15 protein-coding genes are annotated in these 15,776 nt (G+C 65.4%); 13 read left to right on the top strand and 2 right to left on the bottom strand.

Annotated elements, in window-relative coordinates:
• The first annotated feature begins 37 nt into the window (after positions 1–37).
• From rpoE to ycjG, 5 genes are all read left to right on the top strand, one after another.
• Positions 38–652 carry an RNA polymerase sigma factor RpoE gene (rpoE, locus tag ACXAF3_RS05925; protein ID WP_475111370.1) on the top strand — a complete coding sequence of 205 codons (615 nt, stop codon included), beginning with the start codon at positions 38–40 and terminating at the stop codon, positions 650–652.
• 111 nt (positions 653–763) lie between these two features.
• Complete coding sequence (locus ACXAF3_RS05920) at positions 764–1,468, top strand: sigma-E factor negative regulatory protein (protein ID WP_475111369.1); 705 nt, start codon at positions 764–766, stop codon at positions 1,466–1,468.
• A gap of 1 nt (position 1,469) precedes the next feature.
• The gene (locus ACXAF3_RS05915) at positions 1,470–2,450 is read left to right on the top strand and encodes a MucB/RseB C-terminal domain-containing protein (protein WP_475111368.1); all 981 of its coding nucleotides are present in this window, start codon (positions 1,470–1,472) and stop codon (positions 2,448–2,450) included.
• Positions 2,451–2,456: 6 nt separating this feature from the next.
• A complete protein-coding gene (locus ACXAF3_RS05910; RefSeq protein WP_475111367.1) occupies positions 2,457–2,915 on the top strand; it encodes a SoxR reducing system RseC family protein in 459 nt (152 codons plus the stop codon).
• A gap of 104 nt (positions 2,916–3,019) precedes the next feature.
• On the top strand, positions 3,020–3,967 hold the full coding sequence (gene ycjG / locus ACXAF3_RS05905) for an L-Ala-D/L-Glu epimerase (RefSeq protein ID WP_475111366.1): 948 nt from the start codon (positions 3,020–3,022) through the stop codon (positions 3,965–3,967).
• An 84-nt stretch (positions 3,968–4,051) separates the two neighbouring features.
• Here ycjG and mpaA read toward each other — a convergent pair whose 3' ends face one another.
• On the bottom strand, positions 4,052–4,765 hold the full coding sequence (gene mpaA, locus ACXAF3_RS05900) for a murein tripeptide amidase MpaA (RefSeq protein ID WP_475111365.1): 714 nt from the start codon (positions 4,763–4,765) through the stop codon (positions 4,052–4,054).
• 165 nt (positions 4,766–4,930) lie between these two features.
• Here mpaA and ACXAF3_RS05895 point away from each other — a divergent pair, with 165 nt between their 5' ends.
• The 8 genes from ACXAF3_RS05895 (at position 4,931) to acpS (ending at position 12,722) form a co-directional block, all read left to right on the top strand.
• The gene (locus ACXAF3_RS05895; RefSeq protein WP_475111364.1) at positions 4,931–6,322 is read left to right on the top strand and encodes a Do family serine endopeptidase; all 1,392 of its coding nucleotides are present in this window, start codon (positions 4,931–4,933) and stop codon (positions 6,320–6,322) included.
• A gap of 229 nt (positions 6,323–6,551) precedes the next feature.
• On the top strand, positions 6,552–8,357 hold the full coding sequence (gene lepA / locus ACXAF3_RS05890) for a translation elongation factor 4 (RefSeq protein ID WP_475111363.1): 1,806 nt from the start codon (positions 6,552–6,554) through the stop codon (positions 8,355–8,357).
• Positions 8,358–8,440: 83 nt separating this feature from the next.
• The gene (lepB, locus tag ACXAF3_RS05885; RefSeq protein ID WP_475111362.1) at positions 8,441–9,208 is read left to right on the top strand and encodes a signal peptidase I; all 768 of its coding nucleotides are present in this window, start codon (positions 8,441–8,443) and stop codon (positions 9,206–9,208) included.
• Between the two features lie 91 nt (positions 9,209–9,299).
• A complete protein-coding gene (locus tag ACXAF3_RS05880) occupies positions 9,300–9,698 on the top strand; it encodes a DUF4845 domain-containing protein (RefSeq protein ID WP_475111361.1) in 399 nt (132 codons plus the stop codon).
• Positions 9,691–10,383: a ribonuclease III gene (rnc, locus tag ACXAF3_RS05875; RefSeq protein WP_475111360.1), complete on the top strand. Its 693-nt coding sequence runs from the start codon at positions 9,691–9,693 to the stop codon at positions 10,381–10,383. Before ACXAF3_RS05880 ends, rnc begins: the two co-directional genes overlap by 8 nt.
• A 280-nt stretch (positions 10,384–10,663) precedes the next feature.
• Positions 10,664–11,563, top strand: coding sequence for a GTPase Era (era, locus tag ACXAF3_RS05870; RefSeq protein ID WP_475111359.1), 900 nt, complete (start codon positions 10,664–10,666; stop codon positions 11,561–11,563).
• Positions 11,564–11,590: 27 nt separating this feature from the next.
• Positions 11,591–12,346: a DNA repair protein RecO gene (gene recO, locus ACXAF3_RS05865; protein WP_475111358.1), complete on the top strand. Its 756-nt coding sequence runs from the start codon at positions 11,591–11,593 to the stop codon at positions 12,344–12,346.
• Positions 12,336–12,722, top strand: coding sequence for a holo-ACP synthase (gene acpS / locus ACXAF3_RS05860; RefSeq protein ID WP_475111357.1), 387 nt, complete (start codon positions 12,336–12,338; stop codon positions 12,720–12,722). The genes recO and acpS overlap by 11 nt, the downstream gene beginning before the upstream one ends.
• Positions 12,723–12,740: 18 nt before the next feature.
• Here acpS and ACXAF3_RS05855 read toward each other — a convergent pair whose 3' ends face one another.
• A complete protein-coding gene (locus tag ACXAF3_RS05855; protein WP_475111356.1) occupies positions 12,741–15,614 on the bottom strand; it encodes a response regulator in 2,874 nt (957 codons plus the stop codon).
• Positions 15,615–15,776 lie beyond the last annotated feature (162 nt).

Raw genomic sequence — 15,776 nt, 5'->3', positions numbered from 1 at the left:
GTTCGGCCGCTGGTCATGGGAGTAAGGGGAGTAGGGGATGACAGCGCAACCGGCGTCGCCGAGTGACCGCCAACTGGTAGAGCGGGTACAGAAAGGGGACAAGCGCGCCTTCGATCTGCTGGTGCTGAAATACCAGCACAAGATAGTGGCGGTGGTGAGCCGCTTTATCAAGGATCACAGCGAGGTGCAGGACGTGACTCAGGAGGCCTTTATCAAGGCCTACCGCGCGCTGGCCAACTTCCGCGGCGACAGCGCCTTCTACACCTGGATGTACCGCATCGCGATCAACACCGCCAAGAACCACCTGGTCTCCCGCAGCCGCCGTCCGCCGTCCTCGGACGTGGATCTGGAGGACGCCGAGTTTTACTCCGGCGCGGACCTGCTGCGGGACAACGAGACCCCGGAAAACCAGCTGTTCCGCGACCAGCTGGAGGCCGCCGTTCACAAGGCGATACGCGCGCTGCCGGAGGATCTGCGCTCGGCGGTGACCCTGCGCGAGCTGGAGGGGCTCAGCTACGAGGAGATCGCCGAGGTGATGGGCTGTCCGGTGGGCACGGTGCGCTCGCGCATCTTCCGCGCCCGCGAGGCCATAGATCGCACGGTACAGGCGGTGATGGCCGGGGAACCGGAGACTCTCGGCGACCGCGGTTAGAAAATTTTTTGCCGCCGGCGAAACAAACCGCCGGATACCGGGTCTGAACAGATAACCAACAAGGGTGCCTGCGGGCGCTGAAAAAAGATCGCACAGAGAGGGTAAACCCGTATGTCCCACGGGAATCATCAGGAACGTCTGAACGAGTCGCTGTCGGCACTGATGGACGGTGAAGCCAGCGAGCTGGAGGTGCAGCGCCTGCTGAAGGCGAGCGCCGCTTCGCCCGAGATGGGGGCGCGCTGGTCGCGCTACCAGCTGGCCGCGAGCGCGCTGCGCCGCGAGTCGGTGGCTCCGGTGGACAGCGACCTGGCGGCGAGGATCTCCGCGGCCGTGGAGCAGGAGCCGCCCCTGTCCGGATCCGGTGGCGGCGCCGAGGCGGCCGACGGCCTGGCCAACAGCCGCTGGTGGCGGCCCCTTTCCCGGGGTGCCGTGGCGGCGGCCGTGGCCTTCGCTGCGATTTTCGGCGTGCAGCAGCTGCAGCTCTCTCCCGCGGGGCAGGGCGTGCAGGCGGGTGCCGAGCTGGTGGCCGAAGTGGAGCGCCCGGTACAGCCGGCAGTGCAGTCTTCGCCGCAGCCCTCCGGATTCTATGTCCCCGCGCCGTCCACGCGCTCGGTCAGCACCGCGACGCCGCGCCTGCTGCCGGACCAGCAACCCGGCGTTGCCGGCCAGGCGGTCATCCAGCAGATGCCCACGCCCGAGCTGATGCGCCACCTGAACCGGGTCATGATCCAGCACTCAGAGCAGGCCGCCCACGTCGGCAGTCAGGGCATGGTGCCCTTTGCCCGGGCCACCTATGGCGAAAAAGTTGGAATGTAGCGTGCGTGAATTCGTGAACAAGCTGCGGCCCCGGAGCCGCCGTATCCGCAAAGCCAACAGTCTCCTGTTGGCTTTGTTGCTGCTGGCGCCCCTCGCCCGCGCGCAGGAGGCCGCGACCGGGAGCACCGCCGGTGCGGCGGAAGAAGTGGAACAGTGGCTCGGCAAGCTGTCCCGGGCGGTGACGGAGCTGGAGTACAGCGGCCTGGTGACCTTCGAGCACGCCGGCATGCTGGAGACACTGCAGGTCGTCCACGCGGTGCGCGACGGCGAACAGGTGGAGCGGGTGCGCTATCTGAGCGGCGAGCCGCGCGAACTGATCAGTCACGGCAGCGGCAAGCACTGTGAACGCGGCACCGGCCCCCTGGCCCGCGCGGCACTCTGGAGCCGGGCCGGGCAGCAGGAGGTGCAGCGCGCCTACCAGTTTATCCTGCGCGGAGAGGAGCGCATCGCCGATCGCGATGCGGTGGTGATAGAGGCGCGCCCGCGGGATCTGCACCGCCTTGGGCTGGTCGTGAGTCTCGATCGGGAAACCGGTCTGCCGCTGAAGTCCATGCTGGTGGGCACCCAGGGGCGCGTCTTGGAGCGCTACCAGTTCGTGCAGCTGGACCTGTCGCCGGTACAGGACGGCGACCTGCAGCCCCAGTCCCCCCACGCGCGCCGCATCGACAACAGCAACCCCTGCAGCACCTCTCAGAGCCGCTGGCAGCTGCGCTGGCTGCCGGATGGCTTCAAGGCGGTATCGGTCAAGCCGCTGTCCGACGGCGATATGCTGGTGTTCAGCGATGGCCTCAGCGTGTTTACCGTTTTCATACAGCGGCTCGGTCCCGAGCTGAACTTCAAGGGCCGCGCGATACGCGGCGCCACCGTGGCCTATATGGACCGCATCGAGGTGGACGGCGTCGACTACACGGTGACCGTGGTGGGTGAGATCCCCGACACCACGGCGCGGCGCGTCGCGGCCGCCGTCGCCGTCGAGGGGTAAGCGGCGGTGGTGGAAGAGCGCGGCCGGGTGGTGGCCATAGAGCCGGGGGCCATCTGGGTCGAGACGATCCAGCGCGGCGGCTGCGGCGGCTGTGCCGCCAAAAGCGGTTGCGGCACCGGCCTGCTGGGTGACTACCTGTCGAGCCGCGACGCCAACCGCATCCGCGTCGCGCTGAACAGCTGGGACTCTGACGATATCTCCCTCAATGACACCGCGGTTATCGGTATCGGTGAGCGGGCCCTGAGCAGCAGTGCGCTGCTGGTCTACCTGCTGCCGCTGCTCTCGCTGCTGCTGGCCGCGTTGGCCGGGGAGGCCCTCGGCGGAGAAGCCGGGGCCATGCTCGGCGCCCTGGCCGGACTGCTCGTCGGCGCCGCGCTGGTGCGGCTGTACAGCCGCCGCCAGGCCGCCAATCCCGCCTATGCGCCGATTCTGCTGCGCGTGGAGCCGGCCCGCCGCCCCCTGTAGAGCCAGTCTGCGGCCGGCGCGGCGCCTTTTCTCCCGGCTCCAGATCCTGTCCTGGGGCCCGTTCACACTAAACTCTTATCTCCGACTGTCTTTGGAGGTTTCCCATGCAGGCCCGCTGTTATGCGGAAAGCTGGCCATTGCGTACAGCCTTCGTGATATCCCGCGGCGCGCGCACCGAGGCGCAGGTGGTGGTGGTGGAGGTGAGCGCCGACGGCGTGACCGGCGTCGGCGAGTGCACCCCCTATCCGCGCTACGGCGAAAGTGTCGAATCGGTGCTCGGCCAGCTGCGACCGCTACTGCCAGAGGTGGAGCGGGGGCTGACGCGGGTGCAGCTGCAGTCGCGGCTGCCGGCCGGCGCCGCGCGCAATGCGCTGGACTGCGCCCTGGCGGACTGGGAGGCGCGGCGCGGCGGCGCGGCCTTTGCCGGGCCGCAATCCCTGCCCACGGTGCAGACGCTGGTGATCGACACGCCGCAGGCCATGGCGGATGCGGCCCGGGCCGCGGTGGCGCAGGGTGTTTCGGTGCTGAAGCTGAAACTGGACGACCGGCAGGTACAGGAGCGGGTGGCCGCGGTGCGCGCCGCCGCGCCGGCTGCGCAGATGGTCATCGACGCCAACGAGGCCTGGCCCGCCGAGACACTGCCCGAGCGCTGCCGCCAGTTGAGCGAGCGGGGCGTGGCGATGCTGGAGCAGCCGCTGCCGGCGGGCGACGACGCCTTTCTGGAGACCTTTGCCCACCCGCTGCCCATCTGCGCTGACGAGAGCTGCCACACCCGCGAGGATCTGCCGCGGCTGCGCGGCCGCTACGAGATGCTGAACATCAAGTTGGACAAGACCGGTGGTATCACCGAGGCCCTGGCGTTGGCCGAGGCGGCCAGACTGCAGGGCTTCGAGCTGATGCTCGGCTGTATGCTGTGCACCTCCCGCGCCATTCGCGCGGCCTGGCCGCTGGGGGAGAAGGTGCGCTTCCTCGATCTGGACGGCCCCACCTGGCTTGCGCGGGATGTGCAGCCGCCGCTGCGCTTTGAGGCGGGGCGGGTCTACTGGGTGTAGGCCAATAGAGGCTTTCCAGGGTGTTCCGCTGTGGGTGCAGGGGCGGGTCCGGTGGCGGGCCCTTCGCATCGAATCTATTCGAACCTATGGCTCTTGGTGGGATTCGGTGAGGAGGTCGATCAGCGCCTGCAGGTAGTCCTCGCTGGCCGCGTCGGCGGAAATCGGCGGGAATTCCACCGTGATACAGGGCAGCTTGCGCTCCGCGCACCAGGTGCCGAATGACCCCGGTGTCAGGTAGCCCACATCGGTGACCAGCGGCAGCTCCAGTCTCCGCGACAGCCAGTGGCCGAGCGGACTGTCGTCCGGGTCCTCCACGCAGGCCAGCGGCTCGTGGATGGACACCACCCAGCGGGGTTGCAGTCGCTCGATCAATTGACACAGGGCGTGGGTCTCCGCCTCCGAGCCGCCCACACTGCCGGTGCCGAGGCGCACGTCGCGCTCTTCCGCGGCGCTGTTCCAGCGGTAGACGCTGCCGCTGGCATCCCAGTTGGCGGTGGCGAAGTTGCGGTTCAGGTCCACGCCGCGGGCATTGGCCCTGGTGCCGAGCTGGCAGCCGTCGGGATTGACGGCCAGAATCACGTGGTGGCTCAGCATCGAGGGCTGCAGCGAGCGCAGCGCGCAGGACAGGGCCACCACCGCGGCTACCTCGTCGCCGTGGGTGCCGGCCATCACGATTCCCGGGCTGGAGCCGCTCTGGGCGGGAAAGTAACACAGCGGCGCCCCCAGTTCGGATTGCCCGTACTGCAGGCGGGGGTGGCAGAATTGGCCGCGCTCGGTGCGCGGGCGCAGTGCGGTCATTCTTTACACTGTTTAACAGTCGCGGAAGAACTTTCGTGGCCAAATCGCCACTAAGAACTAACTTGATTGCCCCCTGAGGCGCCCTCATTTAGCGAGGGAAACCCCGCGGGGGATTCGAAAACCATTGATTGCATATTAGAAGGGATTACTAGGGGTAACAAACTTATGGTTACACGCTGTACGCAGTATTTGTTGGCTCTCTGCCTTTTGATATCGGCGTCTGCTGCCTCCGCCCGCGGGTTGCCGGAGCTCACCGATCTGATTGAGGACAACTTCTCCGCGGTAGTGAAAATCAATACCGTGGAGCGCAGCCGGGTCACTCGCGGTGTGCCGCCGCAGTATCACCAGGATATTCCGGATATTTTCCGCCACCTGCTGGAGCCGCGCCGCCGGCAGCGCCCGGTGGCCAGTATGGGTTCCGGCTTTATCATTTCCGAAGATGGCTACATAGTCACCAACAACCATGTCGTGGACGGCGCCGACGAGGTCACCGTGACCCTGACCGATCGCCGCGAGTACGAGGCCAAGGTGATCGGCACCGATACCCGCTCCGACCTGGCGCTGCTGAAGATCGACGCCGAGGACCTGCAGCCGGTCCGCTGGGGCGACTCGGAGGAACTCAAGGTCGGCGAGTGGGTGGTGGCCATAGGCTCGCCGTTCGGCCTCGACTACTCCGCCAGCGCCGGCATCGTCAGCGCGATGGGGCGCAGCATCCCCAACGAGAGTCGCGAGAACTATGTGCCGTTTATCCAGACGGACGTGGCCATCAATCCGGGTAACTCCGGCGGACCGCTGTTCAACATGGACGGCGAGGTGGTCGGCATCAACTCGCAGATCTACACCCGCAGCGGCGGCTCCATCGGTCTCTCCTTCGCGATTCCGGCGAGCCTGGCCCGGGACGTGGTGGCCCAGCTGAAGGAGAAGGGCCGTGTGGATCGCGGTTGGCTCGGCGTGGGTATCCAGGATGTGGACCGCAATATGGCCAAGGCCATGGGTCTCGGCAAGCCCGCGGGCGCCCTGGTGGCCCAGGTGGAGGCCGGCGCGCCGGCGGCCCAGGCGGGTATCAAGGTGGGGGATGTCATCACCCGCTTCGACGGCGAGAAGATTCTGGTATCCGGCGACCTGCCCCATGTGGTCGGCCAGACCCGCCCCGGCAGCCAGGTGGCGGTGGAGTTGATGCGCGAGGGCAAGCACAAGACGGTGCGTGTGACCGTCGGTGCACTGCCCGGCGATGAGAGCGAGCAGCACGCGGGGGTCGCCCCGTCCACCGATGTGGGTGGGCGCCTGGGTCTGATCGTCGACGAGATCCCCGATGCGCTGAAACAGCGCTGGGGCGTGGATTCCGGTGTGTTGGTCAAACAGGTGGTACCGGGCAAGCCCGGTGCCAAGGCGGGCCTGCGCAGCGGCGATATCATCGCCCAGCTGGGCTTCGAGGAAGTGGGCAACCTGAAGGACTACAAAAAGGTGGTCAAGGCGCTGCCCGCCGACGAGCTGCTGCCGATCCGCTTCTTCCGCGCCGGCCAGCCCACCTTCCGCACCATCCAGATAGAGGACTGATGCGGGCAGACTCGTCCGGAGCAGAGTGGGGCACAGGATGTGCCTCACCAATGGTGAATGCGCGCGCTGACGCAGTGCCATCGCAGGGCCCCCGGCCGCCGCCCGGGCACCTGGGCGCGCGTTGCGCATTCATCATTCCGCATTCCTCATCGTTCCTGTTAGACTTGCGCCACACAACCGGCACGTCCGCCGGCTAACGATTTGATTTTCAAAGGATTTCTACCCTCACGTGGCCACAGATCTCTCCCATATCCGCAATTTTTCCATCATTGCCCATATCGACCACGGCAAATCCACCCTGGCGGACCGCTTTATCCAGGTCTGCGGCGGCCTGTCCGATCGCGAGATGGCCGAGCAGGTGCTGGACAGCATGGACCTGGAGCGGGAGCGCGGTATCACCATCAAGGCCCAGAGCGTGACCCTGGATTACACCGCGCGCGACGGCAAGACCTACCAGCTGAACTTTATCGACACCCCCGGTCACGTGGACTTCTCCTACGAGGTGTCCCGCTCCCTGGCGGCCTGCGAGGGCGCGCTGCTGGTGGTGGACGCGGCCCAGGGGGTCGAGGCCCAGTCGGTGGCCAACTGCTACACCGCGATAGAGCAGGGCCTGGAGGTGATACCGGTACTGAACAAGATGGATCTGCCGCAGGCGGACCCGGACAAGGTCGCGGCGGAAATCGAGGACATCATCGGCATAGACGCCAGCGAGGCGACCCGCTGCAGCGCCAAGTCCGGCCTCGGCGTCGAGGACGTGCTGGAGGATCTGGTGCGCCTGGTGCCGCCGCCGGAGGGCGACGTGGACGCGCCGCTGCAGGCGCTGATTATCGACTCCTGGTTCGACAGCTACCTGGGGGTCGTCTCTCTGGTTCGGGTGGTGCAGGGCACCCTGAAGACCAAGGACAAGATAGTCACCAAGTCTGTCGGCCGCGCCCACGTGGTGGACAGCGTCGGCATCTTTACCCCCAAGCGCAAGGAAACCGGTGTGCTGCGCGCCGGCGAGGTGGGCTTCGTCGTGGCCGGCATCAAGGACATTCACGGCGCGCCGGTGGGGGACACATTGACCCACGCCAAGGGCGCCGAAGAGGTAGCCATGCTGCCGGGTTTCCAGAAGGTCAAGCCGCAGGTTTACGCCGGTCTCTTCCCGGTCAGCTCCGACGACTACGAGGCCTTCCGCGATGCGCTGGAGAAGCTGTCCCTGAACGACGCCTCGCTCTTCTACGAGCCGGAGACCTCCGACGCGCTGGGCTTCGGCTTCCGCTGCGGCTTCCTCGGCATGCTGCATATGGAGATTATCCAGGAGCGCCTCGAGCGGGAGTACGACCTGGACCTGATCACCACCGCGCCCACCGTGGTCTACGAAGTGCTGCAGACCGACGGCACGGTGGTGATGGTGGACAATCCGTCGCGCCTGCCGGACGTCGGCTCCATCGAAGAGATGCGCGAGCCCATCGCAGAGGTCAATATCCTGGTGCCGCAGGAATACCTGGGCAATGTGATCACCCTGTGTGTGGAGAAGCGCGGTGTCCAGAAGGACATGCAGTATGTGGGCAGCCAGGTGTCGCTGCGCTACGACCTGCCGATGAACGAGGTGGTGATGGACTTTTTCGACCGCCTCAAGTCGGTCAGCCGCGGCTTCGCCTCCCTGGATTACAGTTTTGTGCGCTTTGACCCGGCAAAACTGGTGCGCCTGGATATCCTGATCAACGGCGACCGGGTGGACGCCCTGGCTCTGATCGTGCATCGCGACCAGGCCCAGCAGAAGGGCCGCGCCATGGCGGAGAAGATGAAAGAGCTGATTCCGCGGCAGATGTTCGACGTGGCTATCCAGGCCGCCATCGGCGGCCAGGTGATAGCGCGCACGACGGTCAAGGCACTGCGCAAGAACGTCACCGCCAAGTGTTACGGCGGCGACGTGACGCGCAAGAAAAAACTGCTGGAAAAACAGAAGGCGGGCAAGCGCCGCATGAAGCAGCTGGGCCGTGTTGAGGTGCCGCAGGAGGCCTTCCTGGCGGTCCTGAAAGTGGATCAGTGATCGCCGGTCGGTGGTGAGGGGCGAAGCGTTTTGGCCCCTCACCACTCGGCACTTGTAAACAGTATGGAAGAACCGAGAAACCGATGGATATCAATTTTCCCCTGATTCTGCTCTGGCTGGTCATTATCACCGGCGGTATCTGGCTGATCGACAGTCTTTTTTTTGCCGGCCGGCGCAAACAGGAAGCCGGGCAGCGGGCGGAAGAGCCGGTCGTGGTGGAGTACGCCAAGTCCTTCTTCCCGGTACTGGCGATCGTCTTCGTACTGCGCTCCTTCGTCGTCGAGCCCTTCCAGATTCCGTCCGCCTCCATGGTGCCTACGCTGCAGGTGGGGGACTTTATCCTGGTGAACAAGTACGCCTATGGCCTGCGCCTGCCGGTGTCGCGCACCAAGGTGGTGGATATCGGTGAGCCGCAGCGCGGCGACGTGATGGTCTTCTTTCCGCCGCATATGAATGACACCTACTTTATCAAGCGGGTCATCGGTCTGCCCGGAGACAGAGTTGAGGTGAAGAACAATGTGCTCTACATCAACGGTGAAAAGGCGCAGCAGGAACTGATCCAGGCGCTGCCGCCCGGCAACCCGCAGGTCGAAGTGCTGTGGGAGGAGATCTACGGCCGCCGCCACCTGATGGCCAAGGACGTAAACTCGAGCCGCTTCAGCAACTTCAGCGCCGTGGTGCCCGAGGGACACTATTTCATGATGGGCGACAATCGCGACAACAGCCTCGACAGCCGCGCCTGGGGTTTTGTGCCGGAGCGGGATGTGGTCGGCAAGGCCTTCGCAATCTGGATGCACTGGGATAAATTACTGAGCCTGCCCAGCTTCAGTCGTGTGGGCAAAATCCAGTAAAGCGGGTGCGATCGAACAAATTACAGCAATAAAGATCGAGGGCAATTCCATGGGTGGGTATATCCGTACTTCTCTTAAGCACCAGCGCGGTATGAGCTACTGGGGGTGGCTGATGGTAGTGGCGGTGCTCGGCTTTATCCTGACGTGTGTCTCCAAGATGGGGCCCGCCTATATTGACGCCTATTATGTGGACGAGGGCCTGCGCAAACTGGCCGAAAACCCCGGCCTGCGCGAAATGAGCCGGGGCGATATCAAGAAGGAGCTGGACCGCTTCTTCCTGATCAACAATGTGCGCGGCGAGCCTACCCAGGCGGTGCAGGTTATTCGCGGGGCCGACAGCCTGCTGGTGAGCATCGACTACGAGCTGCGCCAGCCGCTGATTCAAAACGTGGACGTGGTGATGAAATTCAACAAGCAGCTCAACACCGCCAAACCCGAACTGTGCTGCGAGCCGCTGGTAGACCTGGAGCAATTCCGGAAACGTGACTGATCTTTCCAATGACCTGCTGCTGGAGCGCCTGTGCCGGCGCCTCGGCCACAACTTCGAGCGCCGGGACCTGCTGGAACTGGCGCTGACCCACCGCTCCCACGGCAGCCGCAACAACGAGCGGTTGGAATTTCTCGGCGACTCCATTCTCGGCTTCACCATCGGCGCCGCCCTGTTCGACAAGTTTCCCGAGGGCCGTGAGGGGCAGCTGAGTCGCCTGCGCGCGCAGCTGGTCAGCGGCGAGACGCTGGCCAAACTGGCGCGGGAAATGGAAATCGGCGACTGCCTGCGCCTCGGCGAGGGGGAAATGAAAAGCGGCGGTTTCCGCCGCGCCTCCATCCTCGCCGATGCGGTGGAGGCCCTGATCGGTGCCATCTATCTCGACGCCGGCCTGGAGAGCGCCCGCGAGCGCATACTGGCCTGGTACCAATCCCGGCTGCAGAACCTCTCCCTGGAAACCGCCAAGGATCCCAAGACCCGCCTGCAGGAGTGGCTGCAGGCGCGACACAAGCCGCTGCCGGAGTACACTGTGGTGGATATCGCCGGCGCCGAGCACGCGCAGCAGTTTGTGGTCGAGTGCAGAGTCAGCGGCCTGAATCAGCCGGTGCGCGGCCAGGCCAACAGCCGCCGCGCGGCGGAGAAGGCGGCGGCCACCGAGGCCTATAATCGCCTTACCGGGCAGGGCTGACCCTACAAATTATTGGGGCCCGGGAAGAATAGTAAAGCCCAATGCGAAGGCCCTGCTGCCGGGAGCGGTTTGCGGGATGTTGACTCGGGCCATCCATGGCCCTCGCCCTTCGGGCGCCTGCGGCGTCCAAAACGGCTATCCTGCCGTTTTGTATGAGGCAGGGATGCCGATTAGAGCTTACATGGATGTATTTACGGCGTGTCCCGCAAACCGCTCCCGGCAGTAGGGCCGCCACGAAGCCCGCTACCGGGTACTCGGGATAACCTTTCGGAGAATTTTTTTGAACGAACAACCCTCCCGCTGCGGCTATGTCGCCATCGTCGGCCGCCCCAATGTGGGCAAGTCCACGCTGCTGAACCATTTGCTGGGGCAGAAGCTCGCGATCACCTCGCGCAAGCCGCAGACCACCCGCCACAATATGCTCGGTATCAAGACCGAGGGCCCGAACCAGATCATCTTCGTGGATACCCCCGGCCTGCACGCCGACCAGGACAAGGCCATCAACCGCTATATGAACCGCGCCGCCGCCAGCGCCGCGCGGGACGTGGACGCGGTGGTGTTCGTGGTGGAGCGCACCCGCTGGACCGAGGGCGACCAGTTGGTGGCGGATAAGCTGCGCGGTATCAAGTGCCCTCTGATCATCGCCGTCAACAAGGTGGACCAGTTGGAAGACAAGGGCGAACTGCTGCCGCAGCTGCAGGCGCTGGCCGAGAGCCACCCCAAGGCGGAGATAGTGCCCATCTCCGCCCTGCGCGGTATCAACCTGGACACGTTGGAAGCCGTGATACTGCGGCATCTGCCCGAGGGCCAGCACTTTTTCCCCGAAGACCAGATCACCGACCGCAGCTCCCGCTTCCTCGCTGCGGAAATCGTGCGCGAAAAGATTATGCGCCAGCTGGGCGCCGAGGTGCCCTACCAGGTCACCGTCGAGGTGGAGGAATTTGCCCGGGACGGCCGTGTCCTGCATATCAGCGCCGCGATACTGGTCGAGCGCGCCGGGCAAAAGCGCATCATCATCGGCAACAAGGGCGAGCGCATCAAGAAGATCGGCAGCCAGGCGCGCGAGGACATGGAGCGCCTGTTCGACAGCAAGGTCATGCTCAACCTGTGGGTCAAGGTGAAATCCGGCTGGTCCGACGACGAGCGCGCCCTGCGCAGCCTCGGCTACCGGGACGAATAAACGCGGCCGAAGACGCACCCGCACGCTATGTCACAGCAGCCCCTGCAGCCCGCCTATATACTGCACGCGCGCCCCTATCGGGATTCCAGCCTGATCCTGGAACTGCTGACGCCGGAGTTCGGGCGCATCGGCTGTGTCGCGCGCGGCGCGCGACGGGACAAGCAGCGGCGCCAGCAGTCGCTGCAGCCATTTGCGCCGCTGCTGGTGAGCCTGCTCGGCCGCGGCGACCTGAAAACCCTGGGGCCGGTGGAGAGCGCCGGCAGCGTGCTGTGGCTGAAGGGCAGGGCCGTCTACGCCGGCCTCTATGCCAACGAACTGCTGGTGCGCCTGCTGGCGGTGGGGGAGGCCCAGTACGCGCTGTTCGCCTGTTACCAGAAGCTCTTGCAGACCCTGGCACAGCTGGACGGTCGCGACTCTGAGCAGCTGGAAGCGCCGCTGCGGCGCTTCGAGCTGCAGCTGCTGAGCGAACTCGGCAGCTGCCCGCAACTGGGGTACTGCGCGCACAGCCAGGGCCCGGTGGCCGCCGGCGCAGACTACCGGTTGGAACACGATACCGGATTCGTACCGGTTCACCGCATCGATGGTGCGCCGCGCTCGGCCGCTGACTTTTCCGGCGCCGACCTGCTGGCGCTGGAGCGGGCGCTGAGCGGCGGCGATTTCGAGCGCGCGCTGCTGGCGCCGGCAAAACGGCTGACCCGCCTGCTACTGGCGCCGCTGCTGGGCGATCGCCCACTGCAGAGCCGCGAACTCTTCAGACAGGTTTACCGCAACGATGATCGTTAGTATCGGCACCGATATCTGCAGCTATACCCGTATCGAAGCCGCCTGGCGCCGCTTCGGCGACCGCTTTGTCGAGCGGGTGCTGTCCGAGGGGGAGAGGCGCACATTCGCCGAACTGGCGATCCCGAATCGCGCCGCCTATCTGTGCAAACGCTTCGCGGCCAAGGAGGCGCTGGGCAAGGCGCTGGGCACCGGTATAGGCGCGGGTATTTCCTGGCAGCATATCGAAGTGCGGCGCCGCAGGGGCGAGGCGCCGCAGGTGGTTCTGAGTGGCGCGGCAAAGGCGCGCGCCGATGGCATGGGGGTCAAGCGCATTCACCTGAGCCTGTCGGACGAGAAGGACTTCGCCCTGGCGTTTGTGATTTTCGAACGGGATTAGTGTCAACAAGCTGTCAGCCTAGGCCTGGGCCCTTTCCCCGGCCTCCAGCCCAAACAGCGCATCCAGGTCCTGCTCCGAAGCCCATTCGCGCAGCGCGCGGATTTCCCTGACGACCGCCTCCAGGCTCTGTTCGCTGATTTCCGCGGAATCCAGCTCCTGCAGCGGGCGCAGCTCCTCCTGCAGCCTGCTGGTGGCCTCGCGCAGACGGGTTACGCCGCAATAGCAGCAGCCGCCGTGCAGGCGGTGCACCAGCTCGAACATGCCTTTGTGGTCCCCGGCGCTGTGCAGCCGCTTCAGCTCCTGTTCGTCGCTCACCAGGCCCTTGACCAGCATCTGCAGCATGTCCCGCGCCAGCGCGGCGTCGTTGTTGCTGAGGCTCAGACTCTCGCCGATATCCACCAGCCGCAGGCGTTCCAGGTCGCGACTCTCGGGCGCCACCGGGGCCAGTATCTTCATCCAGCGTTTGATCATATCGGACAGCTGCGCCTCGCTGACCGGCTTGCTGAGGTAGTCGTCGAGCCCGGCGGAGAGCAGGCGCGCCTTCTCCTCTGCGCCGGCGTGGGCGGTCAGGGCGATAATCGGTATACGCCGGCCCGATTCCCGCTCGCGGATACGGCGCGTGGCCTCGATGCCGTCCATGCCGGGCATCTGGATGTCCATAAAGATCAGGTCGAATCCCCGACCACTATCTCCGGCCTCTTTCCAGAGGTTCAGCGCCTCCTCGCCGCTGGCCGCGACGGCGGCGTCCACCCCCTGGGCGCGCAGCAGCTCACTCACCAGCAGGCGGTTGGCCTCGTGATCGTCCACCGCCAGCACCCGCGGTGTCGCGGACCAGGGCAGGACCGGGTGCAGGCCGCTGGGGCGGCTCTGGCACTGTTGCGGCACAGCGCGCTTCAGCGCGCGCAGCAGGTTGCCGCGGGTGACCGGCTTGCCGAGGAAGGTGAGGACCCGGGTGCGCAGCTGTTCGTAGCAGCGGCGCATATCCACCGGCGACCCCTGCAGTATCACACGGCACTGGTAGGTATCCACCAGCGACTGCACTGTGCCGATGAAACTGTCGAAGTCCTCTTTGCCGGCGCCGCCGGCGATGGCGGTGTCGATAATCACCGCATCGGGCAGCGCGTCGTGACGCCACATCTGTTCTATGGCCGGCTGCAGGGTGTCGGCGTCCGTCAGTTCGACCAGCTCCACCTGCCACTGTTTTAGAAGCTGCGCCACCTGCATGCGCGTCATGCGGTTTGGGTCGGCGAGCAGCAGGCGGCATCCGGGGAACTGCTCGCGCGTCGGCAGGCTGCGGTTGCGCTCGAGCAGCAGCGGCAACAGCACCCAGTAGGTGCTACCGCCGCCGGCGGCCTCATCGATGCCGATATTGCCACGCATACGCTCCACCAGGCTGCGGGCAATGGCCAGCCCGAGACCGTTGCTGCTGATCTGCTGGTTGTGCTGCTGGGTATCGCTGACGAGCAGCTGGTGCAGTTCGCGGCGGCTCGGCTCGTCGATGCGGTTGCCGAGGTCGGTGACGCTGATACGGATCATCAGCTCCGAATCCTTGCTGCTCTGCACACTCATGCGCACCGGGATATTGCCGTTCTCGGAGCAGCGTACGGCGTTGCCCACCAGGTTGGTCAGGATCTGCTTGATGCGCAGCGGGTCGCCGACCAGGGTGCCCGGCAGCTGGGCGTCGATCAGCGGCACCAGTTCCAGCCGCTGTTCGTAGGCGAAGGGCGCCAGTATCTGCAGCGTCTCCTCCAGCAGCTGCCCCAGGTTCATCGGGATATGGTCGAGCACCAGGTTGCCGGACTCGATGCGGGAGAAATCGAGGATATCGTTGATGGTCGTGAGCAGGTTTTCCGATGAGCGCAGAATGGTCTGCAGGTAGTCCTGCTGCAGTTCGTCGACATCGGTTTTCAGCAGCAGGTTGGTAAAGCCGATGATGCCGTTTAGCGGCGTGCGGATCTCGTGGCTGGTATTGGCGAGGAAGGTGGATTTCACCCGGCTCGCCTCCACGGCTTTCTTGCGCGCCAGGTCCAGTTCGATGTTCTGCTCCTCCATGCTGTCCAGGGACTGGCGCAGGTCTTCCATCGACTGCAGCAGGCTGGCCTTGTACTCCTGCTGGTAGCTGGCGAGGTTTTCCGCCATCTCGTTGATCTGCCGCGCCAGCCGGTTCAGCTCGCGGTTGTCTGTTGCCTCCGCGCGCCTGTTGAACTGGCCGCGGCCGATGGCCTCGAGAACCTGGCCCATCCTGATCAGGCTGTGGGCAACGCGTTCGGACAGAAATACGGACCACACCAGTGCGGCCAGGGTGCAGATAATCAGCCCCAGCAGCCCGATCAGCAGCACCTGGTAGGTGCCGACGAGGAAATAGGGGCGGTGCAACTCGATCGCTATCCAGCAGGTGATTTCGTCTCCTTTCAGAGGTTGTAGCACCTGCAGGCTCTCTTCGCGCTCAAAGATGAACGCGTCGCGCCCCAATACGTCCGCGGCGCTGATCGATACCCGCGGGCGCGGGCCCACGCTGTCCAGCAGGCGCAGGCCAGTGTCGGGGTCCAGAGGCTTGCCCGAGGCCGGTTCGGTGGAGTAGATCTGCACCGAACGCACCATGTCCTTTTCCAGCATCAGCGTGAGCAGACTGCGGTGCAGCCACTCCATGCGCAACTCTAGCGGCTGGCCGCCGGACAGTTCGATCAGCTCCGCCAACTGCTCGGCACTGGCGCGGCCGTGGTTCAGCAGCAGCTGGCGGCGGTCGTGCATCTGCTGCAGCGTGAACACCACGCCGAGTATCAGCGCCAGCGCCAGCGCCGGCGCCAGGGTAAAGCGGAAGAGTATCGCGCGCAGGGAGCGAAGCTGGGGCGGCGGGTCCTGTGCCGGTTGCAGGGGCTTGGATACGGCCATGGCGGAGGGATAGTTGGGTTATTTTTACCCGATTCTACGCCTCTAGCCCGGATATTGCACCGGCAGTCGCGCGGATCGGGCCGAGCGCGCGGAGATCGGGGCGCTCGGCGCCGTGCCGGCCGGGCCCGGCAGTATATGTCGCTAACTAACCGGTCTATAGCC

Source organism: Microbulbifer sp. ABF4_143, assembly GCF_056160225.1.
Note: the sequence above shows the minus strand (reverse complement) of the source record. Positions and strands in the feature narration are given on the sequence as shown.